Origin of the sequence: Peribacillus sp. NPDC094092, assembly GCF_050279365.1 — a bacterium.
In the GTDB taxonomy this organism is placed as follows: Bacteria; Bacillota; Bacilli; order Bacillales; family DSM-1321; genus Peribacillus.
On the sequence record NZ_JBNNUC010000006.1, the window covers coordinates 211,598 to 236,042 of the forward strand.

At 42.7% G+C, this 24,445-nt stretch carries 20 protein-coding genes and 1 other annotated feature; of the genes, 7 read left to right on the forward strand and 13 right to left on the reverse strand.

Going from position 1 to position 24,445, the window contains the following annotated elements; genetic code table 11:
* Window positions 1-8 precede the first annotated feature (8 nt).
* Window positions 9-4,559 carry a glutamate synthase large subunit gene (gene gltB / locus ACQKNS_RS23460; RefSeq protein ID WP_427645679.1) on the reverse strand — a complete coding sequence of 1,517 codons (4,551 nt, stop codon included), beginning with the start codon at window positions 4,557-4,559 and terminating at the stop codon, window positions 9-11.
* Window positions 4,560-4,692: 133 nt separating this feature from the next.
* Between gltB and ACQKNS_RS23465 the strand changes: the two genes are divergently transcribed.
* The 3 genes from ACQKNS_RS23465 to ACQKNS_RS23475 all read left to right on the forward strand — a co-directional run bounded on the left by ACQKNS_RS23465 (window position 4,693) and on the right by ACQKNS_RS23475 (window position 6,955).
* Window positions 4,693-5,595, forward strand: coding sequence for a LysR family transcriptional regulator (locus tag ACQKNS_RS23465; protein ID WP_427645680.1), 903 nt, complete (start codon window positions 4,693-4,695; stop codon window positions 5,593-5,595).
* 136 nt (window positions 5,596-5,731) lie between these two features.
* Window positions 5,732-6,226: a spore coat protein gene (locus ACQKNS_RS23470; protein ID WP_427645681.1), complete on the forward strand. Its 495-nt coding sequence runs from the start codon at window positions 5,732-5,734 to the stop codon at window positions 6,224-6,226.
* Between the two features lie 129 nt (window positions 6,227-6,355).
* The gene (locus tag ACQKNS_RS23475; protein WP_427645682.1) at window positions 6,356-6,955 is read left to right on the forward strand and encodes a hypothetical protein; all 600 of its coding nucleotides are present in this window, start codon (window positions 6,356-6,358) and stop codon (window positions 6,953-6,955) included.
* A 507-nt stretch (window positions 6,956-7,462) separates the two neighbouring features.
* On the opposite strand, the gene ACQKNS_RS23480 is transcribed toward ACQKNS_RS23475, so the two are convergent.
* The 10 genes from ACQKNS_RS23480 to ACQKNS_RS23525 all read right to left on the reverse strand — a co-directional run bounded on the left by ACQKNS_RS23480 (window position 7,463) and on the right by ACQKNS_RS23525 (window position 19,110).
* The gene (locus tag ACQKNS_RS23480) at window positions 7,463-8,107 is read right to left on the reverse strand and encodes a hypothetical protein (RefSeq protein ID WP_427645683.1); all 645 of its coding nucleotides are present in this window, start codon (window positions 8,105-8,107) and stop codon (window positions 7,463-7,465) included.
* Window positions 8,094-8,735: an ATP-binding cassette domain-containing protein gene (locus ACQKNS_RS23485; RefSeq protein WP_427645684.1), complete on the reverse strand. Its 642-nt coding sequence runs from the start codon at window positions 8,733-8,735 to the stop codon at window positions 8,094-8,096. Before ACQKNS_RS23485 ends, ACQKNS_RS23480 begins: the two co-directional genes overlap by 14 nt.
* Window positions 8,736-8,746: 11 nt before the next feature.
* The gene (locus tag ACQKNS_RS23490; protein ID WP_427645685.1) at window positions 8,747-9,469 is read right to left on the reverse strand and encodes a DUF2705 family protein; all 723 of its coding nucleotides are present in this window, start codon (window positions 9,467-9,469) and stop codon (window positions 8,747-8,749) included.
* Window positions 9,462-10,193 carry a WxPxxD family membrane protein gene (locus ACQKNS_RS23495; RefSeq protein ID WP_427645686.1) on the reverse strand — a complete coding sequence of 244 codons (732 nt, stop codon included), beginning with the start codon at window positions 10,191-10,193 and terminating at the stop codon, window positions 9,462-9,464. Before ACQKNS_RS23495 ends, ACQKNS_RS23490 begins: the two co-directional genes overlap by 8 nt.
* Window positions 10,183-10,947, reverse strand: coding sequence for a hypothetical protein (locus tag ACQKNS_RS23500; RefSeq protein WP_427645687.1), 765 nt, complete (start codon window positions 10,945-10,947; stop codon window positions 10,183-10,185). Before ACQKNS_RS23500 ends, ACQKNS_RS23495 begins: the two co-directional genes overlap by 11 nt.
* A 64-nt stretch (window positions 10,948-11,011) precedes the next feature.
* Window positions 11,012-11,500 carry a DUF2712 domain-containing protein gene (locus ACQKNS_RS23505; RefSeq protein WP_427645688.1) on the reverse strand — a complete coding sequence of 163 codons (489 nt, stop codon included), beginning with the start codon at window positions 11,498-11,500 and terminating at the stop codon, window positions 11,012-11,014.
* Between the two features lie 395 nt (window positions 11,501-11,895).
* The gene (locus ACQKNS_RS23510) at window positions 11,896-15,063 is read right to left on the reverse strand and encodes an Ig-like domain-containing protein (protein ID WP_427645689.1); all 3,168 of its coding nucleotides are present in this window, start codon (window positions 15,061-15,063) and stop codon (window positions 11,896-11,898) included.
* A gap of 325 nt (window positions 15,064-15,388) precedes the next feature.
* Window positions 15,389-17,803 carry a leucine--tRNA ligase gene (gene leuS, locus ACQKNS_RS23515; RefSeq protein WP_427645690.1) on the reverse strand — a complete coding sequence of 805 codons (2,415 nt, stop codon included), beginning with the start codon at window positions 17,801-17,803 and terminating at the stop codon, window positions 15,389-15,391.
* A 54-nt stretch (window positions 17,804-17,857) separates the two neighbouring features.
* Window positions 17,858-18,089 (reverse strand) — a binding site (T-box leader).
* A gap of 155 nt (window positions 18,090-18,244) precedes the next feature.
* Window positions 18,245-18,508 carry a DUF2524 family protein gene (locus ACQKNS_RS23520; protein WP_427645691.1) on the reverse strand — a complete coding sequence of 88 codons (264 nt, stop codon included), beginning with the start codon at window positions 18,506-18,508 and terminating at the stop codon, window positions 18,245-18,247.
* A gap of 95 nt (window positions 18,509-18,603) precedes the next feature.
* A complete protein-coding gene (locus ACQKNS_RS23525; RefSeq protein WP_427645692.1) occupies window positions 18,604-19,110 on the reverse strand; it encodes an SMI1/KNR4 family protein in 507 nt (168 codons plus the stop codon).
* 168 nt (window positions 19,111-19,278) lie between these two features.
* Between ACQKNS_RS23525 and ACQKNS_RS23530 the strand changes: the two genes are divergently transcribed.
* The 3 genes from ACQKNS_RS23530 (at window position 19,279) to ACQKNS_RS23540 (ending at window position 21,331) form a co-directional block, all read left to right on the forward strand.
* A complete protein-coding gene (locus ACQKNS_RS23530; protein ID WP_427645693.1) occupies window positions 19,279-20,238 on the forward strand; it encodes a TIGR01212 family radical SAM protein in 960 nt (319 codons plus the stop codon).
* Window positions 20,235-20,807: a class I SAM-dependent methyltransferase gene (locus ACQKNS_RS23535; protein WP_427645694.1), complete on the forward strand. Its 573-nt coding sequence runs from the start codon at window positions 20,235-20,237 to the stop codon at window positions 20,805-20,807. The genes ACQKNS_RS23530 and ACQKNS_RS23535 overlap by 4 nt, the downstream gene beginning before the upstream one ends.
* A gap of 128 nt (window positions 20,808-20,935) precedes the next feature.
* The gene (locus ACQKNS_RS23540; protein WP_427645695.1) at window positions 20,936-21,331 is read left to right on the forward strand and encodes a hypothetical protein; all 396 of its coding nucleotides are present in this window, start codon (window positions 20,936-20,938) and stop codon (window positions 21,329-21,331) included.
* Between the two features lie 74 nt (window positions 21,332-21,405).
* Here the strand turns inward: ACQKNS_RS23540 and ACQKNS_RS23545 are convergent, their stop codons facing one another.
* Window positions 21,406-22,209 carry a lysophospholipase gene (locus tag ACQKNS_RS23545; RefSeq protein ID WP_427645696.1) on the reverse strand — a complete coding sequence of 268 codons (804 nt, stop codon included), beginning with the start codon at window positions 22,207-22,209 and terminating at the stop codon, window positions 21,406-21,408.
* Window positions 22,210-22,419: 210 nt separating this feature from the next.
* On the opposite strand from ACQKNS_RS23545, the gene ACQKNS_RS23550 reads away from it, so the two are divergent.
* Window positions 22,420-22,938, forward strand: coding sequence for a gamma carbonic anhydrase family protein (locus tag ACQKNS_RS23550; RefSeq protein WP_427645735.1), 519 nt, complete (start codon window positions 22,420-22,422; stop codon window positions 22,936-22,938).
* A 295-nt stretch (window positions 22,939-23,233) separates the two neighbouring features.
* Here ACQKNS_RS23550 and metK read toward each other — a convergent pair whose 3' ends face one another.
* Window positions 23,234-24,427, reverse strand: coding sequence for a methionine adenosyltransferase (gene metK, locus ACQKNS_RS23555; RefSeq protein ID WP_427645697.1), 1,194 nt, complete (start codon window positions 24,425-24,427; stop codon window positions 23,234-23,236).
* Window positions 24,428-24,445: the final 18 nt, after the last annotated feature.

Genomic DNA, 24,445 nt, shown 5'->3' on the forward strand with positions numbered 1-24,445 from the left:
CCCCTTCCTTATTGCATCACAGCTTGTTTAGTGATTTTTTTATCTTGAACGGCATTTGCTTGAAATGCACTCATGATCGCTTCTTCATCCGTTAGCCCTGCACGCTTCTGCTCATTGATGCTTTTGATCATCCGTTTGTAATCTTTCGGAATGACTTTTACGAATTTATTGGCGAAATCCGCCCAGTTTTCCAGTACATACGTTGCTTTGGCACTTTCTGTATAATGAACGTGGCTGTAGAGCATTTCCTTTACTTCGTTTGCATCATCGATATCATCCAGCGTCTCGAATTCTATCATTTCACCATTGCATAATGCATTGAATTGTTCTGCATCATCAGCAAGTACATAAGCGATGCCGCCTGACATGCCTGCCGCAAAGTTTTTGCCGACGTCACCCAGAATGACCACGCGTCCGCCTGTCATATACTCACAGCCATGATCTCCAATTCCTTCAACGACGACGTTGACTCCGCTGTTCCGTACGGCAAATCGTTCTCCTGCACGGCCATTAATGTATGCCTCACCGCTTGTTCCGCCGTATAAGGCGATATTTCCGGCAATTACATTGTCCCCAGCCTCAATCTGATTGCCAGCAGGTGCCGTGACAATGATCTTTCCGCCAGATAAGCCTTTCCCAACGTAGTCATTGACATCACCAGTCAAATACATCGACATCCCTTTTGGAATGAACGCACCGAAGCTCTGGCCCGCCGATCCCGTAAAACGGAGTGTGATCGTATCTTCTGGCAGCCCTTCTTCCCCATACCGTTTGGATACTTCACTGCCGACAACCGTTCCGACCACACGGTTCACGTTTGTAATCGGGAAGCTGACATCCACCTGGGTTTGATCAATCAAAGCAGGCTCCACAACCGGTAAAATCTCACGGATATCCAGGGATTCATCAATTTTATGGTTTTGAGGAAGTTGATACGTACGTATCCCCTCCGGTTGGAAAAGAAGTGTCGTCAAGTCCAGATGCTTCGCTTTCCAATGGTTTTGCGCACGCTCGCTCACTTGTAAAACATCAGTGCGGCCGACCATTTCTTCCAGAGTTCTAAATCCAAGCTCAGCCATCGTTTCCCGCACTTCCTCAGCAATGAAGCGCATGAAATTCACGACATGATCCGGATCTCCAGTGAATTTATCGCGAAGCTCAGGGTTTTGAGTAGCTACCCCGACTGGACATGTATCCAAATGGCAAGCACGCATCATGACACAGCCAAGAACCACAAGCGGTGCTGTAGCAAAGCCGAATTCTTCCGCTCCAAGGATAGCTGCCATGACCACATCGCGGCCCGTCATTAGCTTTCCATCCGTTTCAAGAACTACACGGCTGCGCAAGCCATTCAGCATCAATGTTTGGTGTGCTTCTGCAAGGCCCAGCTCCCAAGGAAGGCCTGTATGTTTGATACTTGTTTTTGGTGATGCCCCCGTACCGCCATCATACCCGCTGATAACGATGACATCTGCGGCACCTTTAGCCACACCTGCTGCAATCGTGCCTACGCCTGCTTTTGACACAAGCTTTACGCTGATCCTGGCATCACGGTTCGCATTTTTCAAATCATGGATCAGCTGTGCCAGATCTTCAATCGAATAGATATCATGATGCGGAGGCGGTGAAATCAGGCCGACACCCGGTGTGGAACCGCGGACCTCAGCGACCCAAGGATATACTTTGTTCCCTGGCAGCTGGCCGCCTTCACCCGGCTTTGCACCTTGCGCCATTTTGATTTGCAGTTCATCTGCATTAACAAGGTAATGGCTTTTCACTCCAAAACGGCCGGATGCAATTTGTTTAATTCCGCTGCGGCGGTCATCGCCGTTTTCATCCAGTTGGTAACGGCTAGGATGCTCCCCGCCTTCTCCGCTATTGCTTTTTCCGCCTAAACGGTTCATCGCAATCGCTAATGTTTCATGTGCTTCCTGACTCAATGAACCGAATGACATCGCGCCCGTCTTGAATCGGCTGACGATGGATTCCACGGATTCCACTTCATCTATGGAAATGCTTTGGCGTTTTTGATCGAACGAGAATAAATTCCTTAAAAACCCGAGTCTCTCTTCATTCGCCAAGTTTGAATATTGCTTAAATAAATTATAGTCGCCTTTCCGGCAGGCCCATTGCAGTGTATGGATCGTTTTAGGATTGAAAGCATGATGTTCCCCTGTTTTTCTCCATTGAAAATCACTTCCGCTTTCAAGAGTTTGGTCAAGGGAATCTGCTGCAGCCTTCCTATGGCGAATCAACGCTTCATCTGCGATCGTTTCCAAATCGATCCCACTAAGCTGCGATGCCGTACCGCTGAAATAGCGTTCGATCACTTCAGCACCGATTCCGACCGCTTCGAAAATTTGTGCGCCGCGATAACTTTGAATCGTTGAAATCCCCATTTTCGACATCACTTTTACGATGCCTTCTGTCAACGAGCGTACATATTTCCTTACCGTTTCTTCATATCTGATGGATAAACTGCCTTCCAATATCGCCTGCTTATATGTTTCATAGGCAAGGTAAGGGTAAATCGCATCCACTCCATACCCGATCAGGGACGCATAATGATGGACTTCCCTTGCTTCCCCCGATTCAACGATAATGCTCACTTTCGTACGGTTCCCATGACGGATCAGCTCTTGATGAAGGGCACTCGCGGCCAGCAGGGAAGGAATCGCAGCTTTTTCTTTGCTCATATCCTTGTCAGATAATATCAAAAGGCTGACACCATCAGCGATCGCTTGTTCCGCTTCACGGCAGATGCGATCGAGCTCACTCTCTAAATCTTCTGAAAATAGAGTGTGAATGACTTTGCTCTTGAATTCAGGATAGGCATTTTCTTTCAACTGCTGCATTTGACCTGGCGTCAAAACAGGTGAATCCAATTGGATGCGGCGGCTGTTCGTTTCATCCGGTTTCAGCAAATCTCCTTCCGCACCAAGAAATGTCATCGTTGACGTGACGATCTGTTCACGAAGCGAATCGATTGGCGGGTTGGTTACCTGTGCAAAGGATTGCTTGAAATAGTTGAATAGCGATTGCGGCCGATCTGATAAGACCGCTAATGGAATGTCATTCCCCATGCTGCCCAGTGGATCTTTGCCTTCGTTAATGACCGGCAGTAAATATTTTTGGACATCTTCATACGTGTATCCGAACGCTTTTTGCCTGAATAACAAATCACTCAATGGCTCCCCTTCGAGCACAGGTTCTTCGTCACGTAATTGAACAAGCTGTTCGTCCAGCCATTGCTGGTATGGTTTTTCCTGAGCCATTTCAGACTTGATCTCTTCATCGGAAACAATGCGGCCTTCCTCTAAATCTATTAAAAGCATTCTGCCTGGGCTTAAACGATCTTTATATAATACATTCTCCGGCTCCACATCGATCACGCCGACTTCGGATGAGAAAATGATGTAATCATCTTTTGTCACATAATACCTTGCCGGCCTTAAACCATTTCGATCAAGGATGGCACCGATTTGCTTGCCATTCGTAAAGGATATGGCCGTCGGACCATCCCATGGCTCCATGAGCATGCTATGATATTCGTAAAATGCCTTCTTTTCCTTCGTCATATGCGGGTTCTCCGTCCACGGTTCGGGAATGAGCATCATCGCCGCATGTGCCGGTTTACGCCCGGCAAGCACGAAGAATTCAAGTGCATTATCAAGGATCGAGGAATCACTGCCGTCTATATCGAGAATAGGCAGGACCTTTTGCAGGTCATCCCCGAATGCTTCCGATACAAATTGCTGCTCACGCGCTTTCATCCAATTCACATTGCCTCTAAGCGTATTGATTTCGCCATTATGGATCAGGTAACGGTTTGGATGTGCCCGTTCCCAACTTGGAAAAGTATTCGTGCTGAAGCGGGAATGCACTAAAGCGAAAGCCGAAACGAAAGATTCCTGCTGAAGGTCAAGATAAAAAGCATCCACCTGCTCTGGCGTCAATAAACCTTTGTATACGATCGTAGCACTTGAAAGGCTGGCAAAATAAAAGCGATTGCCGCGTTCACGTGCCCAGTTTTCAGCTTGTTTTCTGATAATGAACAATTTACGCTCAAAAGCTAAATCATCTGTCAGTCCTTCGCTTGCCCCGATGAACACTTGGCGGATCGTCGGACATGTCTCCTTGCCGACCTCCCCGATTTTCGTTGCATCAACAGGAACCGTTCTCCAGCCTAATAGCGTTTGGCCCTCTTGTTCGATAAATGCATTCAAACGAGTTTCGATTTCATTCCGTTCATCATCATTGTTAGAGAAAAAGAGCATGCCTACGCCATAGCGTCCTTTTGCTGGCAAGTTCATTTCCGGGCATGCCAGCCTGAAATATTCATCAGGGATCTGTACCATTAATCCTGCGCCATCTCCTGTAAGGGGATCGCTGCCTTGTCCGCCGCGATGATCTAATTGGCACAGCATATTCAGTCCTTGTTTGACGATGTCATGTGTAGCAAGCCCTTTTAAATGAGCGTATAAACCGATCCCACATGCATCATGTTCAAATTCAGGATGGTAGAGCCCTTGTGCTTTTGGTATTTGATTGTATGTCATATTAATCGCCCCCATCGTATTCTTCCACCGTTATGTCACTTACATTTATTCTAGGTTTTCAAATCGATATAAACAATATATAATTCTAGTAGAATCTATCTCAGTTTGAGATGAATGCCTGGAGGATGAATAAATGGAACTACGACAATTACGTTATTTTGTTGAGGTCGCCGAGAGGGAACATGTCTCTGAAGCCGCGGAGCACCTGCATATTGCACAATCAGCAATCAGCCGGCAAATCTCCAGACTGGAAGATGAGCTTGGCGTTCTTTTATTCGAGAAAGTCGGCCGGAATATCCAGTTAACTCCAATTGGTAAGATTTTCTTAATCCATGCAAAAACGGCGATACAGGCGATAGAATATGCCAAATATCAAATTGATGAGTTTTTGGACCCTGAACACGGAAGCATTAAAATCGGGTTCCCGACCAGCCTTTCCACCCATTTGCTGCCTACCGTCATTTCCGCTTTTAAAGATGAGCAGCCGAATATCGGCTTCCACTTAAGACAGGGATCTTATTCCTCGTTAAAGGAAGCTGTCAAAAGTCGCGAAATCGGATTAGCCTTCCTTGGACCGATCCCGACAGACGATCCAGATATCGACGGTCATATCCTGTTCACGGAAAACATTTCCGCTTTACTGCCGATAACGCACCCATTGGCCGAAAGGAAAAGTCTGCGTCTAAGTGATTTGCGAAATGATCCCTTCGTCTTGTTTCCAAAAGGATACATCTTTCACACTATCGCTCTCGAAGCGTGCAAAGCGGCCGGTTTCGTACCGAACATCGCCTCGGAAGGTGAAGACATGGATTCCATAAAAGGGCTCGTATCTGCCGGAATCGGAGTCAGTCTGCTCCCTGACAGTACCTTTTATGAAGTCATCCCAAGACTGACTGTCAAAATACCGATCGATACACCCGAAGTCAAACGGACTGTAGGCATCATCACTCCCAAAAACAGGGACTTGGCACCATCAGAAAAACTTTTTTACCAATTTGCCAAAAAGTTCTTCTCTGTTCTCGAGCAATATCAATAAAACATGACGATCCTCCTGAACTGTGAATGTGAAGCAAGATGGGACAGCCTTTTCCACAAACAATTTCACTATACAACTTACCTATAGCCCATTGTTCGAATAACATATCAAGATTATTCGTTCAGGAGGAATCTACATGAAACCCACCCATTCTCATCTTGCTTGGCATGAAACACTCGAGCTTCATGAATTGGTCGCAGCCCAGTCCCATGCCCTTATGAAATTTAAAAAAGCTTATCCGAAAATAAAAGACCCCATTTTAAAAACGATATATAGGCAAACGATCGATTCCCTTACCCAAAACATCATGGATCTGCTGCAATTTTACCCATTGACGCCTAAGACGGGCCGGGATGACGATGTAACAAGGGATGACGCATCGGCCGCGGCTGCCGGGGAATTGCTGGGCTTTGCAAAATCATCCATCAAAAGTTATGCAGGTGCCATTACTGAAACAGCCACCCCTTCCCTTCGAAAATTATTTAGGAAACATTTAAATGGAGCCATCGATACTCATGCCAAGATATTCCACTACCTTTATGAAAGAAACCTCTATCCTGCATATGACTTGAACCAATTGCTTCAAAATGACGTCGATGTTGCCAATAAGGCTCTTTCCCAACCATTCTAAATGCAGCAAAAAGGCAAGCATAACGATTGCTTGCCTTTTTGCCGCGTTCCGATTCCGTTTTTCATTATAATGTTATAATATATAAGAATTGGTTTTAATTAGGTAAATAGTATTCAAGAGGTGAAAATCATGAAAAAGATCTTTTTATCCACCATCCTATCCCTGATCTCATTTTCGTTAGTCGCCTGTAAGGCTGATGAGCCTATATCCGGGAATAACCTTTCCGTTCCTGAGTTGACAGCAAGGGAAAAAGCCATCCTCGAGAATTCTAGTGAACATTCCTTCCTTATCGATTTCAATGTTGATGATACATACAAGGAGATGTCCGTCTGGGTCGAAAAATATGAATTTGGCAAACTTGTCGAACCTGAAATGGGACGCATGACAACTGCCGTCAAAGATAAGGGAACGATCATCTTTACGACTTCCAAAACGGCTGCTGATCAAAAACGATCGATGTTCAACATCAGCATTCAAAACGGCGATGGTACCGATACAGCTACTTATCCCGAAACCATTGATGAAATGGATTCAAGCGTATGGGGCAGTGCTGGCAAACTCAAAATAAACAGCACAAACAAGCTTGCATTGGCGAGTATTTGTTATTCAAGCGGAAATGAAGGCATACATTCACTCTCCAATGATTTTTATGGTGATAGTGATAGCCATATGGACGAGTTGAAGAAATATGATGTCGTCTATCTCCTGAGAAGTGAATTCACTAAATGAGCTGACAAATGCAGGGGCAAGTAAAATCGAACTTGCCCCTGCATTGTTTTTTTCATTCAGCCCCATTTACCGCATCAAGACCTCCCCTTTCAGTCATCTCCCTAGCCTTACAGCCGACGGAAATACATATATCTAGAGCAATTCAAGATAGAAGTGGTGGAATTTTCACAACTAAAAGCGAATGAGAGCCCTCAAAAAGCTGACTCCCATAAATTCACAACCTTGATACATTAGGTTAATTAATTCGACATCCATAAAAAGGGGGTTGAAGGAAGAGGCATTTGGGTGTAATCTTTAAAAATAAAAAAACGGAAAGAAGATATTTAATTGAAGAAAATCATCCTCCTCTTCGCAGCAGTAGTCATTGCGAGCTCTCTCGGACATCAAATAAACGGCGGATATGTCGACCCTCGAAAATCCCGACCTAGGCATATACATTTAAAATAAGGAATCCGCCATTTTTGAGCTTGATTCCTTATAAATTAGGTAGTATTAAATCCCATAAAATTAATCACTTTCATTATTCCTCTCAAATATCAGGTCACCCTCATTTGATATATAACCTTCTTTTTCCCTTTTTTCTATATACACGTTATACCCATTTTTCAGTTCAACTTCAGTTGGCTTCTTTACTTTTTCACCTATTTCCCATTGAATCGTTTGCAAACTTCCTGCTTTTGTTCCATCTCTTATATCGACAAATACTCGGATCTTATCGGATGTCCGTGATAGTACATAATTCCCCGCTTGTATTTCTTCACCGACTACATAATAACCAGGTTTTTCAAGGATGTATTTTTGACCCTTTCTCTCTACTTTTTCAAATTCTGAAGGATTGAATTCGAACTTCCCTTTAATCGAGAAATTCACATTAAGGTCCAAAGGTATTGCATGCACAACCGCATTTTTGTGCATTTTCTCACCGTGATGTTCCGCTTCATTATCCAGGGCTTTGATATCATAAAAGCCCGGAGCGATATCTTTACCAACAATGATTTTTTGTGATTCCAAAACCTTATAGGATGCTGCATTATTTTCATTATTTCTATTATCTGCACTAATTGCTGATGAAACAAAGTACACTTTATATATAAGGTAACCGCCAAATAATACTAGTAAGCTTAATGCTGCCATACTTTTATTTAGAGTCAAGGACGATACCTCCATTATCCATCTTTACATACTCATCGGCTAATGCCTCCAGGTCCTGTTTATGATGGCTTGTCAACAGAATGAGGGCGCCGCGCTCTTTTTCTTCCTTCAAGATCTGATAAACTAGCGTAACACCTTCTTCATCGATGGCATTTGTCGGTTCATCCAACAATAAAATGTCCGGTTTTTCAAATATCGCTTGGGCGACGCTTAAACGCTGCTTCATTCCTAACGAAAATTTTCCAACCTTCATTTTTGATTCCGGATCAAGGCCGACTCTTTTTATATTCAGTTTAATATCTTCATCAGTAGCGATGTTCCTGATTTTTGCTAATATTTTCAGATTTGTATAAGCGTCATATTGGTGCAGCAGCGAAGTGTTTTCAATAATGACACTAATATTAGCAGGAAAGGATATATCTTTATGAAGAATTTTTTCGTCTATGGCAATTTCTCCTGAGCTTGGCATGATTAATCCTGCAATCGCTCTAAGCAGCATCGTTTTACCGGAGCCATTCCTTCCATACAAACCATATATTTTCCCGCCGCTAAACTCATAATTAATATCATGTAAGAGCGTCTTCTTCTTCATCTTTTTATTTAAAGAGCTAATTTGTATTTTTGTCATTGTGCACCTCATTAAGTTAAATCCATTTTCTTTAATCGTATACAAGATAAAACACATAAAATGATTGTTATTATAGTTAAAACCATAAAGGCAAGTACCGGTGATATTCCACCTGATTCAGGTACATGCACCCTTTCATACATTCCGAAGTTGGGAATCAAAAAATATAAAATCCACGTCAGCTTTTGTACTGATAAAAGAACTCCGCCTGAAGTGACCGAAAAAAGCACATAAACATTTATCAGCAATAAAGATACTTGTTCTGTCAGGTAAAGCTCGAGTGCCATTTGAATGAAAACAAGGACAAAATTGGACATCATATAAAGACTTGCTATACAAATCAATGATTGAAAATCATCATAAAAAAAGGCCTGACCCACATTATTTATAAAAGCGAACACGATAGAGAAAAGAAGCTGAATTAAAGATAATCCAAATATAAGGATCATTAACTTCATGATTCTGCTAATCCCTAGTTTCACCCTGCTTTTTTCCCTGATCATCAGGCAGACCCCATAACCGGAAATATATTGCCGCAAATAACCTAACGACAAAAAACTCAATCCAGAAAAAAACATATACCATGTTCCCAATACAACAAACTTATTACTGATGGGAACTCCGCTAACGATCATATATCCGGTAAGATCGGCTTTAGAGCCATCAAAATAATCAAATAATAAAATTTGCATCAAAATGACGATCAACATCGTTAAGAAGATTCGTTTAGTCATCAGAAACACCAGACATGAAATCTTTTTTCTCGATCGCGAATAGCCCAAGTAAAACCATCACGAGAGATAAAAATAATTCTTTTCCAATCATGATTAGTGAATAATATCCTGTAATTCCGCTGCTTAATATAGGATCGATAACATTTGCGGAACTGGCAGGACCCCAATCCATATTCAGCTGACTCTTTATCACATATAAGAGAAAACAGATACAAAAGGTCGCTGCCGTCGCAATGATTGAATTGGAATAATCAAAAATGAAATAATAAAGCAGGCCAATCGAGAAATAAATACACGTTAATAGCGCTAAATTAAGAAGAGATAAGTTCCAATAATTTGATGATATAAAGTGAAATCTATCGAATAAGAAAACAGCTGCGAAATTAATCAATAAAATGATGAACGCAAAGATAAACGAACTTATAAAAACTTGGATGCTCCGTCTCCGATGCATGTCAATTCTTGATGTTAAGCGAACGATAATGTGTGGATGCTCATCTTCAATAAAAAAACGATAAAATAGTAACAAAGGAATCATATATGTGATCAATAAATTTTTAACCGAGAGATAGCCTTCTACACTCGCACTTACATCACTGATCAATAGATACGCTGGGTCTAGCTGCTTAATTTTTAAATAATGAATATTATAGGTCATCCATAAACATCCAAATAACAGAACAAGCAGCAGTGATACATATACCTTTTTTTGATTAGACTTCATCACTTTTCACCTTATACATGAACCCTAACGTTATGATCGCTAAAAAAAGGATTGTAGATTTAAAGAAAATAAAAAAGAAATCCCCAAAATCCACTTCGTTAAAGGGTTGAAAAATCATCGCTAATGAATGATTCAACCCTAAAATTTGTGAGAACCAAATAACAAAGCTTAATGGATACGTATACTTTATATCCGGGAAACACCAACTAAGGACAGTCGCCATCCCTGCGCATAAACTAGTGAAAAAACCAAAAATGATGATATAAACAACATTACTAACAGCAGGCATTACATTGGCTAGTGTATACAAAGGATTTTCCGGGGATAAATCTGGGGTCAACCCTTTGTCAAATTCACCATTCATGAACACCAAATAGACAATGAGCATATTTAACAGCAAGCAACCAACCATCACTAAAAAGGAAAATGACATACTTCCCAATAACATCGTTTTATAATAAGAATATCGCCCTTTTTTGGTCGCTACGATATATCGGCAGCCTGTTTTATAGTCTTGGATATAGCTGTCGGCACACAAGATCAATAGAAAAATGGGCAAAAACCATATTAGGATCATTTGCATCATATGGCCTAAAGAACTTCCCGCCAAAAAAGTGGCTAAATGGGGAACGATCCATGAAGATGAAACATTTCCGATCAAGATAAATATGTCAATAATAACAATCGCCACAATACAGAACACTATGATCTTTGTTTTTTTATTATTTGTTAATCGATAATAATAACTATTCATTTTGTCTCCCTTTATAAGGCCACCTTGAGTCAACAATCATTCAAGATGGCATATTCATCATTTTTTATTTATTATATTCCGTGGTGTAAAATTCTTTATACTGTCCGGGTAATATTCTCCCTGTCTCTTCATCCCAATACCTGCTTACCGAATAGGTGCTAGAGCTATAATTATTATTTTCTGCCGTTAATCTTACCTCAGTGGCATTAGCACCCGAATTGCCTTTAATATAATAATTACGCCCACTATTTAAACCGCTACTCCCTGCCTTAACATCTACCGCAGGAGATACATTCGTTCCATTGCTTTTCTCCAGCCAATAAGTCGTATAGGTATTAGTTCCTTCTTGCGAATAATACATTCTCACTTTCCATGTGTTCCGCTCCGTAGTCGTCTGGCGATACTTTGTACCTGTATATTCATTGCCTTGCTCTTTCTTAATGTTAAAGGAATATCCCGAATTCTCATTCCCAGCCTCAACCGAAAGCGTTCCTAACCCAATTGAGCAAGCTAAAATAGTCCCTAAAGCTATTACTCTTCCTTTTTTCATCATTATTGTTCCTCCTTAAATTTGGTATTTGATTTCTCTACATGGGGTAAGGGGTACTAATTGTAAATTGCACCTATAATCAGCCTTAAGCAAAGTTATTTTAATTATGTAAAGCAAACGCAAAATAAGAACTTACCAGCAACACAACATTGCTATCACTGTAAGAATCGTTGCCATTGTTTTTTCTTGCATTTTCATTCTCTCCTCTCCTTTTCTCTAATAAAGATTTATAGTACAAGAAAAAAGAGTACGTTCTATTTCAGAATTAAAACGCGAAACTCCAGATCTGAAATCATGAAATGACAAATATTGAAAAAAACGCCGCTCATCGGTCGGTGTTTTCATTCGTTTTCCCACAAAAAAAGCCGTTTAACATGTAAGTTAAACGACCTTCACTATTATTTAGATTTTTTAACGGTTACTTTTGTTGCTTTACCTGTATTGCCCGCTTTGTCTTTTGCTGAGACGTATAATGCGGATCCTGCTTTTTTCTTGCTGATTTTGATGGAGAAGTTCCCCTTACTGTCAGCTTTTGCCGTTCCGATGTTTTTATTGCTGTACTTCACGGTTACACTTGAACCGATTTCCGCTTTACCAGTTACTTTTGTTGCTTTGTCGTTTACTTCATTCACTTTCGGTGCACCTGGAGCGGTTTTATCTTTAACCGTTACTTTTGCCGCTTTTCCTGTATTGCCCGCTTTGTCTTTTGCTGAGACGTATAATGCGGACCCTGCTTTTTTCTTGCTGATTTTAATGGAGAAGTTTCCTTTACTATCAGCTTTTGCCGTTCCGATGTTTTTATTGCTGTACTTCACGGTTACACTTGAACCGATTTCCGCTTTACCAGTTACTGATGTAGCTTTATCGCTTACTTCATTCACTTTCGGTGCATCTGGGGCTGTTTTATCGAGAACCGTCACGGTTGCCGCCTTGCTTTCACGTTTCGCTAAGTCTGTAGCTGTGACTGAAAGTTTAGTGCCGGCTTTTTGCTTGCTGATTTTCACTTTGAAATTCCCTTTGCTGTCCGTGTTACCTGAACCGATCACTTTTTTTGCGCTATTTTTGATTGAGATTTTCATGTCCGCTTGTGATTGACCCGTTACATACGTATCTTTGTCACTTACAGCTTTAACAGTTGGTTTGTTAGGGGTTGCACCCTTATTCACGAATACTTTGATTGAAGATACTGCCAGTTTGGAAGAATCAGAGATAATCACAGTAAGCTGCTGCGCAGCTTTTTGAACCGGAATCGTAACGGTGAACGTTCCGTTAGCTGCCGCCGTTCCTTTACCGAGCGTTTTGCTTCCGCTTTTCACTTCGATAACTGAACCTTTTTTAGCTGAACCAGTCAGTTTTGTTTGTGTATCCATCACAAGATTGACTTTAGCTTGTAAATCCACGGCACTAAGAGCGCTGTACGCATTCAGCCTTCCATATCCAGATACTAAATCTTTTCCGGCAGGCAGTTCTTCTTCAGGTATTATGATTTCCCCATCTTCCGGAATATAGTCCTCATAAGGGTCTGCATTATCTTCTTCTTCAAAAGCGACATATTCCGATGTCTCATGAAGGATTTCCCTTACTTCATCCACTTTCAACCCAGGGTTTCCGGATAATAACAGAGCAGTAGCTGCCGCAACATGCGGAGTTGCCATTGATGTGCCATCCATGTAGGTAACATTCCCATTAGGCACAAGGCTCGGGATGCCTGTCCCTGGAGCGACCATGTCCAATTTCGAACCATAATTGGAATAATCGGATACTAAATCAAGCGCATTGGTTGCACCGACGGATATAGCGTATTTAGATGATGCAGGATAAGAAAGGCCCTCCATCCCATCATTACCGCTTGCTACGACTACCATTACATTCTTGGCAGCGGCATGTTTCAAGGCATATTCAATCGTCCTGCTGTATTCTCCGCCCAAGCTAAGGTTTATGACCTTTGCACCGTGATCCACGGCATATTTAATGCCTAGTGCAATTTTCTCATTGTCTCCAAATCCTGAAGAGTCCAAGACCTTCACAGGCATGATTTTGGCTACCGGATTGATTCCTTGCATGGAATATCCATTATCCGCTTTGGCAGCGATGATTCCGGATACATGTGTACCATGGCCATTGTCATCGATTGCTTTTTCTTTCTTATCGATGAAGTTCTTACCTGACTCCATATTAACGACACCCTGCAGATCTGCAAGTGAATCATCGACACCCGTGTCGATGACCGCTACCAATGTATCTTTTAAATTACGTTTTTTAATAAGGTTCTGCAGTTTTTCGTTATCGATGTCCGCTCCCTTTACGCCTTCTTCCCCACCGGCGTTATCCAAAGACCATTGATACGGTGATTGAATGTCGGCAGAAAATGCTTTGTACGTTTTTACCGGTTCGATATATTCCACTTCTGGAAGTTTTTCGATACCGGATAGTGCTGCTGTGCTCATTTTAGCCTGGTTCTTTAACTCTACTACATACATATCATCATACAGGGCCTCTTGTTGCTTAGGTGCCGATAATGTTCCATATCCTTTTCCACTTATCTTGGATTGGACAGTGCTTAATGACTTCCCTGGTTTAAGTTTGACGATATATTTGTTCTTTACATTTTTCGAAGCAGGAAGTTCGATTCCCGCTTTGCTTGCGATATCGATGATTCTTTCACCCGCAAGCTTATCAAGATTGACTTTCTTTGCAATGGCATCCATATCCTTTTTCAAACCGGCTGGAGCGACGTCTGTCGACTTTTTGAATAAGGCCTTAATCGCTTCTTGCTGCTTGTTGCTAATGACTGCCGTACTGCTTGCTCCATTTTCATTAAGATCCTCTATAAGGGGCTTAATCTCGACTAAGTGATTATAAACGGCTTCCCTTGCCGTTTTATTCCCGGCAAGATGAAGAGCCAGGAATGGCGAAGCTTTATAGTATAAAGAGGAAAGGGTGCGTCCCTCAGGCGACTTCGTGAGAACTTCATCTCTAAACACGCGAAGTGTTTTCAACATGGATTCTCCCGTTTTCTTATCGTTCACACTCACTTCAACCGGGCATGATTCAAGATCCTCCCCTTCGTCCCCGGCAGATGGCGGCAATGTTACTGAATGCGCATTGATGGAGTATTCAGCTACATTTTCCGCATCCGGGATCGGATTTCCCTCATCATCCGTATCGCCGAAATATTCAACTTTAACATAATATGTACCTTCCCAAGCATAAGGGAAATCGACTACGGCTTTTTCATCAGGATAAGAAGAGACCATATAATTGCTCTCATCTTTTTCGGCTTTTTCTTTATCTTGATATACGGAGATATTCAAGATTTTGTCCGAATCGACTTCGAATTCAATATGGGAGAACTTTTGTATTTCTTCTGTTGTGGGACTGATTTGATACCATTGAACAGCCGGTTTTTCAAACTTTCCGTCCAAAGTGTCCCCATTTTTGATCGTTTTTACATTTTCAATGGGTGTTACAGATGCAGCTTGAGAATTTAGCGGAATCATCAAGCTGAAAATCAGTGCAAAAATTAGTACACACGCCGTAATTCGACTCACATTCTTAATTTTCACGGTTTCCCCTCCAATAATTGGTTAAAAAATAACAGTACTATACCAAACTATCATACTGTAAAATTTTATCAACCAATTTTTTCCCTTTTTTATGTCAAATGCTTGATTTATTTGTCCATCAAGCCGGAAAATGATTCGCATGTACCAATTAAGCAAGATATTTGAGTTCCGATGGTCACCCCATGACAATAGTCGTTGCCAATATTCGATAGATTCAAATCGGTGAAAATCCTAACATGACCTAGTTCCTACAGCCTGCCAATGACTGCCAAAAAAAGCTGCCCCAGCAGTAAAAGTATGCGGGACAGCTTCCAATCATTTTTATTTAGTTTGCGACGATATTGACTAATTTGCCTGGTACGGCAATCACTTTACGAATGGTTTTCCCATCGATTTGTTCTTTGATGGAATCATCACCCATCGCGATTTCTTCCAGCTTTTCTTTCGTAGTGTCAGTCGGCACCATTAATTTCGTTTTGACTTTTCCATTGATTTGGATGACGATTTCGACTTCGTTATCCACTAACTTCGCTTCGTCGAAAGCCGGCCATGTTCCGTACGTGATGCTTTCGGAATGGCCCAGTTTAGACCAGATTTCCTCGGCGATGTGCGGTGCAACAGGTGCAAGCAGCTTTACGAAGCCCTCGATATATACTTTAGGAAGCGAATCCGCTTTATAAGCATCATTAATGAATACCATCAATTGTGAAATCGCCGTATTGAATTTCAATTCCTCATAGTTCTCGGTCACTTTTTTAACCGTTTGATGATAGACTTTTTCGAGCTTGCCCGTGTCATCCGTTTCTGTCATCTTATCTGTGATCGTACCGTCATCGTTGACCAATAAACGCCAAATACGGTCAAGGAATCTGCGAGAACCGTCCAATCCGTTTGTGGACCAGGCAATCGAAGCATCCAATGGCCCCATGAACATTTCGTACATGCGAAGCGTATCGGCACCATGGCTTTCAACGATATCATCCGGGTTCACGACATTCCCTTTGGATTTACTCATTTTTTCATTATTCTCGCCAAGGATCATTCCTTGGTTGAATAGGTTTTGGAATGGTTCCTTCGTTGGCACGACACCGATATCGTACAGGAATTTATGCCAGAAACGAGCGTAAAGCAAGTGAAGCACCGCATGCTCGGCACCGCCGATATAAATGTCGACCGGCATCCATTCTTTTAGTTTTTCAGGATCTGCAAGTGCTTCCTTGTTGTCAGGATCGATATAACGCAGGAAGTACCAGCTGCTGCCTGCCCACTGTGGCATCGTATTTGTCTCACGGCGCCCTTTTCGTCCGTTTTCATCCGTAACATTCACCCATTCCGATATGTTCGCAAGTGGTGATTCTCCTGTACCTGAAGGCTTGATGTCCGTAGTTTTCGGTAAAATCAATGGAAGATCTTCTTCCTTCATCGCAGACATCGTGCCGTCTTCCCAATGGATGATCGGAATCGGTTCACCCCAGTAACGCTGACGGCTGAATAACCAATCGCGAAGGCGGTATGTTATTTTCTTCGTGCCGATTTCTTTTTCTTCCAGCCATTTGATCATGGTGGAAATGGCTTCTTCTTTATTCAATCCATCAAGGAATTCCGAATTCACATGAAGTCCATCGCCTGTGTATGCTTCACTTGTCACATCTCCGCCAGCTACGACTTCCTTGATCGGCAAGTCGAACTTGACCGCAAATTCATAATCACGCTCATCATGGGCAGGAACGGCCATGATCGCACCTGTTCCGTAGCTGATCAACACGTAATCGGCAATCCAGATCGGCATTTTTTCGCCGTTTACCGGATTAATGGCATAAGCCCCCGTGAACACGCCTGATTTATCCTTTGCCAAGTCGGTTCTTTCCAAGTCGCTCTTATGTTTCACTTCATCTAAATAGGCCTCGACTGCCGCCCTTTGATCAGCCGTCGTAATTTTATCGACAAACTGATGTTCAGGTGCCAATACGGCATATGTTGCACCGAATAACGTATCCGGACGAGTCGTGAACACCGTGAATGTTTCATCGAATCCATCGATATTGAATGTAACCTCCGCCCCCTCGGAACGGCCAATCCAGTTACGCTGCATATCCTTGATGTTTTCCGGCCAATCCACATCATTCAGATCGTCGATTAAGCGGTCTGCATACGCCGTGATACGAAGCATCCACTGTTTCATCGGACGGCGTTCGACCGGATGGCCCCCGCGCTCACTTTTCCCATCGATGACTTCTTCGTTAGCCAGCACCGTGCCAAGGGCCGGACACCAGTTAACGGCCACTTCATCAATATAGGCAAGGCCCTTTTCATATAATTTCAAGAAGATCCATTGCGTCCATTTGTAATAGTCGGGATCTGTCGTGTTTATTTCGCGATCCCAGTCATAAGAAAAACCAAGGGATTTGATTTGGCGGCGGAACGTGTTGATGTTGTGCTCCGTGAATTCAGCCGGATCATTTCCAGTATCGATCGCATATTGCTCCGCAGGAAGTCCAAAAGCGTCCCAGCCGATCGGGTGCAATACATTATACCCCTGCGCCCGTTTCATCCGTGCCAGGATATCGCTTGCCGTATAACCTTCCGGGTGCCCGACATGAAGACCGGCCCCAGAAGGATACGGGAACATATCCAGCGCGTAGAATTTGCGTTTGCCGCTTTCTTCACCCGTTTTGAATGTCTTATTGCCTTCCCAATACTTTTGCCATTTCGTTTCTATGCTTCTATGGTCAAAGCTCATATGATTTCCTCCTAATTTCCGTATAAAAAAACAATAAAAAACCCCTCATCCCAAAATAGGGACGAGAGGATTATGTATATCTTCCCGCGGTACCACCCACATTGGCGATAGCTAAAATCCGCCCAGCTTAAAACATCCGTAACATGGATTGAAACGCCAGGCATTACTTTTCCCCTTCACACCCGGGACTCCAAGGCGAGTTCACGACCATCCCAGGTTGACTTGCACCACCCGTCAACTCTCTTTACTGGTTTAAACCGCTACTATTCCTCATCATAGTCTTTATGAGAATATTGATTTTATTTCATTCTAGTCAATTTCACCGATAATTGCAATAGCCGTACATAAACATTATCGACAGGTTTTTCATTATATATGCGAATTCAAGAAGAATTGTGCAAAAAAAGGGAGCTATAATTTCATAGCCCCCTTTGCTTCCCTCTAATGTCGCAGTAAAATCATTTCATTCCTCATTTGATCCAACTGCTGCTTCATCCGCGAAAGCATTTCCCGTTGCTGGTCATTCGAACTGGCATACAATCGCTCCATATCCGTCAAAGCCTCTTCGATATACCTTTGCGAATTTTGAAATTGTTCATCATCATAATGCTCCTGCCGTGAGGCCTCGTTAAATTCATACTCTGCAAAATGGAGAGCCCCTTCACATTGCTCTAAAAAATGATCGACGGATTGTCTGGTTGCCATTTCAAACCCTCTCCTTCGCGTCTCATTTGGATGATTCGGAATCATCTTGTCTAGTTTGAGCAAATAACGGCTGGATTATCATTTTTTTTGAGCAATCAACCTTTATCCCAAAACTTCTCACCTTGATGGGAAATGAACTGCTCGATCCATTCGGCAAAGCCCATATGGAGTTTCTCTCCTTCTTCAAAATCATCGATATGGCCTTTTACCATTAAATACTCCTTATCGCCTTTTGCGACGGCTTCCCCATCGATGACGATATTATCTTGATATATGCAGGCCACTTTATAGCATCCCTCGTAAGAATTTTCATATGTGTAATTAATGATATCATCCAGACTGTATAAATCATTTTCCCCGCCCGATTCCACATGATCGAACAGACGGCATCCATTGGTTATTTTTAAAAATTCCTTATAATCCTCGGGCAGAAGCAATCCGGTTTTCTTTTCAAAGGAATGAATTTGTTCATCCGAAGCAGGTGAATTGAAGGTGCAAGTGGCTTTGTATATGAACCCATCTTCATTGACTTCGATCACCTGATTATTTTCGGCTAATTTCTTTTTCATTTGATTAATCGCTTCTTCAACTTGACCGGTCATGTCCATCAGCTCCCGATTGGATATAGTCATTCAAAGATATACTGGAAATAGCAGCAAAATGTTTAGCCTTCAAGTATACAGTATACGCTTATTTTTCAAAAAAAGACCTAGCTGCGAGAATGTTGTATAATATATGTTGCTCTTTAATTTATTTAGGAGGTTGCTGATTTGAATCAAGCAAACCCGTTTATATATGCAACGGATAACAAACGATATCATACATGGAATTACCACCTTAGGGAACATTTTGGACATAAGGTCTTTAAAGTTGCCCTGGATGGCGGTTTTGACTGTCCGAACCGTGATGGCACCGTCGCACATGGCGGCTGTACCTTCTGCAGTGCCTCAGGCTCTGGTGACTTTGCGGGAAACAGGATTGAACCCCTCGACGTCCAGTTTAAGAAGATTAGCGAACGGATGCATCATAAATGGAAAGATGGAAAATATATGGCCTATTTTCAAGCGTTCACGAATACGCATGCACCCGTGGCAGAGCTTCGTGATAAATATGAAAGTGTATTGACCCAGGAAGGTGTCGTCGGACTCTCGATCGCGACACGCCCGGATTGCCTTCCAGATGATGTAGTCGAATATTTAGCTGAATTGAACGAACGCACCTACCTTTGGGTGGAGCTTGGTCTCCAGACGGTTCATGAAAAGACCGCAACGATGATCAACCGTGCCCATGACTTCGATTGCTACAAAGAAGGCGTCGATAAACTGCGAAAACACGGTATCCGCGTATGCTCCCATATCATCAATGGCCTTCCTCAGGAAGATTACGGCATGATGATGGAAACAGCTCGTGAAGTCGCCAAACTCGATGTGCAGGGGATAAAGATTCATTTGCTTCATCTATTAAAAGGGACACCGATGGTCAAACAATATGAAAAAGGCCTGCTCGAGTTTCTTGACCGTGACGATTATGTCAGCCTTGTATGTGATCAGCTCGAAATAATCCCCCCAGAAATGATCGTTCACCGCATTACGGGTGACGGTCCGATCGATTTGATGATCGGTCCAATGTGGAGCGTCAATAAATGGGATGTCTTGAATGCCATTGACGCCGAATTGAAACGCCGCAACAGCTGGCAAGGAAAAAATCATCACTCGGAGGTACAATCATGAAGCTTGATCGAATTTTGCCATTCGCCAGGATTCTGCTGGAAAAAGCGGTCCGCCCCGGGGATATAACCATAGATGGCACGATGGGCAACGGTTTTGATACGGCCTTTCTTGCAGGGCTTACAGGTGTAAACGGACATGTCTATAGTTTTGATATTCAGAAAGAAGCGCTCCAAACCACAGCGGCTAAACTGAACGCCGAGAATTTACAAGAGCGCTGCACCCTCATTCACGATGGGCATGAACATTTAAGCAAATACATCAGGAAAGAACATTCCGGAAAGGTCACAGGTGCCATTTTCAACCTAGGCTACCTTCCTGGCGGAGACAAATCAATCATCACCCAAGCCGGCACGACGATATCAGCCATTGAACAGCTGTTCGAACTGCTGGCGCCTGAAGGCATCATCATCCTCGTCATTTACCATGGTCATCCGGGGGGCTCGGAAGAACGGGATGCATTGATGGATTTTGTAGAAAACTTCCCTCAACAGAAAGCCCATATCCTGAAATACGGGTTCATCAACCAAGCAAACAATCCGCCATTCATTGTCGCGATTGAAAAGAGATGATGACTTTTGACACCGTTCGCAACGAACGGTGTTTTTTCATTCCCAAGCTGCAGTTACCAATTATAATTTTTTGAATTTTTCGCCTATTATGATTATAATGATAGAAAATAGATAAGAGGGTGCAGAAAATGCAACATTTGCCTACTTCAATACTGACCGATATATTGACTGAAAAAATCAAAAGGGATACAAGTGAGCAATACGGGGATTTTGTCAGCTCGCTTAACTCGTTGACAGAAAAGCAAAAGACTACGGAGGACCTCAAACAATTCGATCATCATTTTGATAAGTTCCTTCCACAGCTCGATTTAATGATTTCCACCCAAAACCATGAAGCAGTCATGAATATGAAAGCGACGCTGTTGGACCTATTCGCCAATGACTTGACCTTCAAATCCATTTATCTTCTATCGACCGCATTATCCAATAAAAAAGAACTTACACATTTAAACCAATTTATGTATCCGGTTTCTTTCTGGGCACCGGTCATCAAATCGAACGAAATGCTAAAAAACGCAGGCTGATCCAAATAAAAAAAAGCTGCCGAGACGAACTTCGGCAGCTTTTTCATTTCATTTATCGTGAAGGTATGTACCGATCAAACGACATACCCTAATATCTTTAAACGGTTTTCAACAAAACTCAGCGCATATTGAAATACATCATCACGCTCTGGTTCATTGAAGATTTCATGATAAAGCTTCGGCCATTCCTTATATTGCTTTTCACTGGCCAAATTATAATTAAACCACTCACGAACCGCCTTCTTATTCACGATCCGGTCATCTCCGCCCTGCATGACCAAAAGCGGCACATCCTGAAATTCAGGAATCTCTTCAAAAGCATCCTTCATGGCCTGTGCAAGCTCACGATACCAGCGAACCGAAACCTTTGTGATATATAATGTATCGTTTCTATCGGATTCACGAATTTCCGCACTTCTCGTCGCCATTTCAGGTGTCAATCCGGAATCTACCCTGAACATCGGCATCACGATGTTCAAACCATGCGAAATGGTTGTAAGGAACTTCGGCGGCTTCGTCACGAGGCCCAAGCATGGAGATGAAAGAATCACCCCTGCAATGTCCCATTCCTCTTCCTGAAGAAGGCGTATCGAAATCAAACCGCCCATGCTGTGTCCAAGCAAAAAGACAGGCAGCGAATATTCGTAAGCCTCTTCTATCCAGCTCTTCACTTCGTCCAAATACTCATCAAAGGAATCGATATGTCCCCGATAGGCACGAGTTGTCATACCCTGCCCAGGAAGGTCGCCCATGACGACATGGTATCCAGCTGAAAGCCACATTTGTGTTACCCACTTATAACGTCCGTGATGTTCCATTGCCCCATGAATGATGACAATGACGCCTTTTGCGTCTCCTTCTGTCTCCCATTTCCACATACGAAATCCCCCTTTCGCTTTTCACTTGTTGTGTACGATCCATGATAGTCAAAATAATATATATAAATTATAACCATATTCGTGATTTTCGACAAAAAAGAAATCTAACAAGTTGTACATTGCTATTATAAATAGCCAAGTGTATTTGCATACGGTATATTAAAATAATACATAAAAACATTCACTTCGGAAAGGAAATGATTGAAAATGATTATTTATCCGTATAAAGGCAAAGAACCTGAAATCGCTGAAAGCGCTTATATTGCTGAAAATGCTGTCGTGACAGGTGATGTCAAAATCGGCGACGAAACATCCATTTGGTTCAATTCCGTCATTCGCGGTGATGTATCCCCGACCATCATTGGGAAAAAAGTCAGTATACAGGATAACAGCGTCCTGCACCAAAGCCCAAATAATCCATTGATCATCGAGGATGAAGTGACCATTGGCCATCAGGTCATTTTACATAGCTGTAAAATCCGCAAAGGAGCTTTGATCGGCATGGGAACGATCGTACTTGACGAAGCCGAAATAGGCGAAGGGGCCTTCATCGGTGCCGGCAGTCTCGTTCCCCAAGGTAAAGTCATCCCACCGAACATGCTGGCATTCGGACGTCCAGCTAAAGTCATTCGCGAAATCAACGAAGAAGATCGCCAGGATATGGAACGCATCGTACGTGAATACGCCGAAAAAGGCCAATACTATAAAACGGCGGAACGAATAAAGTAACTCAAGATCAATTGACTGAAAGTTACGAGTATTGTACTGAAACTCACGAGTATTTGTTACAAACTCACGAGTAAATGGCTCTATTTCACGAGTATTTGCTACGAACTCACGAGTAAATGGCTCGTATCCACGGGTAGTTGACCCAAACAAACGTGTAAACGCCCCCGTCTCACGGCTTAATGCACGTTTGTTGAATTTATTTGGGATTTCTTGAATTATTCCCGCTGACGGCAAAATTAATCCATCATATAAAAAAGGTGCCCCGCTGATTGCGGGACACCTCTTTTTATATGAATTACGCTTGTGCTTTTAGTGTTTCTGCTTTGTCCGTGCGTTCCCATGGAAGATCAACATCTGTACGGCCAAAGTGTCCGTATGCAGCTGTTTGTTTGTAGATCGGGCGACGAAGGTCAAGCATTTTGATGATACCTGCTGGGCGAAGGTCGAAGTTAGCACGAACTAGGTCAACAAGGACTTCTTCGCTAACTGTACCAGTTCCAAACGTATCAATTGAGATAGATACTGGCTTTGCCACACCAATTGCGTATGCCAATTGAACTTCCGCTTTGTCGGCAAGGCCGGCTGCCACGATGTTTTTCGCAACGTAACGAGCAGCGTATGCAGCAGAACGGTCAACTTTAGTAGCATCCTTACCAGAGAATGCACCGCCGCCGTGACGAGCGTATCCGCCGTAAGTATCAACGATGATTTTACGTCCAGTAAGACCAGCATCCCCTTGAGGTCCGCCAATTACGAAACGGCCAGTCGGGTTGATGAAGTATTTAGTATCGGCATCGATCAATTCAGCTGGAACGACAGCTTTGATCACATGTTCTTTTAGATCGGCTTGAATTTGTTCAAGCGTAACTTCTGCATCATGCTGTGTAGAGATAACGATCGTATCTACACGTACAGGAACGTTATTTTCATCATATTCCACAGTTACCTGTGTTTTACCATCAGGGCGAAGGTAAGCAAGAGTTTCATCTTTACGAACTTGAGTCAAGCGGAATGAAAGTTTATGCGCCAATGAAATCGGAAGCGGCATAAGCTCTTCTGTTTCATTACAAGCAAATCCGAACATAAGACCTTGGTCCCCTGCACCGATTGCGTCGATTTCTTCCTCTGACATGTTTCCTTCACGAGCTTCCAATGCTTTATCGACACCGGCTGCGATATCGGCAGACTGCTCATCAATGGAACTCAACACGGCACAAGTTTCAGCATCGAAACCGTATTTCGCACGTGTGTAGCCTATTCCTTTAACCGTATCACGAACGATACGCGGAATATCCACGTAAGCGGACGTTGTAATTTCACCAGCAACAAGTACAAGACCTGTAGTTACGCTAGTTTCACACGCAACACGTGCATTTGCATCCTTAGCTAGGATAGCATCTAAAATGGAATCTGAAATCTGGTCACAAATTTTGTCCGGATGGCCCTCTGTAACAGATTCAGAAGTAAATAGACGTTTCTTTGACATCATATTTCCTCCTTGGAAGTT

Excerpts from the sequence above, each read along its gene's own strand:
- gltB (WP_427645679.1), bottom strand. The coding sequence starts at position 4,559 with ATGACATACAATCAAATACCAAAAGCACAAGGGCTCTACCATCCTGAA.
- ACQKNS_RS23465 (WP_427645680.1), top strand. The coding sequence starts at position 4,693 with ATGGAACTACGACAATTACGTTATTTTGTTGAGGTCGCCGAGAGGGAA.
- ACQKNS_RS23470 (WP_427645681.1), top strand. The coding sequence starts at position 5,732 with ATGAAACCCACCCATTCTCATCTTGCTTGGCATGAAACACTCGAGCTT.
- ACQKNS_RS23475 (WP_427645682.1), top strand. The coding sequence starts at position 6,356 with ATGAAAAAGATCTTTTTATCCACCATCCTATCCCTGATCTCATTTTCG.
- ACQKNS_RS23485 (WP_427645684.1), bottom strand. The coding sequence starts at position 8,735 with ATGACAAAAATACAAATTAGCTCTTTAAATAAAAAGATGAAGAAGAAG.
- ACQKNS_RS23490 (WP_427645685.1), bottom strand. The coding sequence starts at position 9,469 with ATGACTAAACGAATCTTCTTAACGATGTTGATCGTCATTTTGATGCAA.
- ACQKNS_RS23495 (WP_427645686.1), bottom strand. The coding sequence starts at position 10,193 with ATGAAGTCTAATCAAAAAAAGGTATATGTATCACTGCTGCTTGTTCTG.
- ACQKNS_RS23500 (WP_427645687.1), bottom strand. The coding sequence starts at position 10,947 with ATGAATAGTTATTATTATCGATTAACAAATAATAAAAAAACAAAGATC.
- ACQKNS_RS23505 (WP_427645688.1), bottom strand. The coding sequence starts at position 11,500 with ATGATGAAAAAAGGAAGAGTAATAGCTTTAGGGACTATTTTAGCTTGC.
- leuS (WP_427645690.1), bottom strand. The coding sequence starts at position 17,803 with ATGAGCTTTGACCATAGAAGCATAGAAACGAAATGGCAAAAGTATTGG.
- ACQKNS_RS23520 (WP_427645691.1), bottom strand. The coding sequence starts at position 18,508 with ATGGCAACCAGACAATCCGTCGATCATTTTTTAGAGCAATGTGAAGGG.
- ACQKNS_RS23525 (WP_427645692.1), bottom strand. The coding sequence starts at position 19,110 with ATGACCGGTCAAGTTGAAGAAGCGATTAATCAAATGAAAAAGAAATTA.
- ACQKNS_RS23535 (WP_427645694.1), top strand. The coding sequence starts at position 20,235 with ATGAAGCTTGATCGAATTTTGCCATTCGCCAGGATTCTGCTGGAAAAA.
- ACQKNS_RS23540 (WP_427645695.1), top strand. The coding sequence starts at position 20,936 with ATGCAACATTTGCCTACTTCAATACTGACCGATATATTGACTGAAAAA.
- ACQKNS_RS23545 (WP_427645696.1), bottom strand. The coding sequence starts at position 22,209 with ATGTGGAAATGGGAGACAGAAGGAGACGCAAAAGGCGTCATTGTCATC.
- metK (WP_427645697.1), bottom strand. The coding sequence starts at position 24,427 with ATGATGTCAAAGAAACGTCTATTTACTTCTGAATCTGTTACAGAGGGC.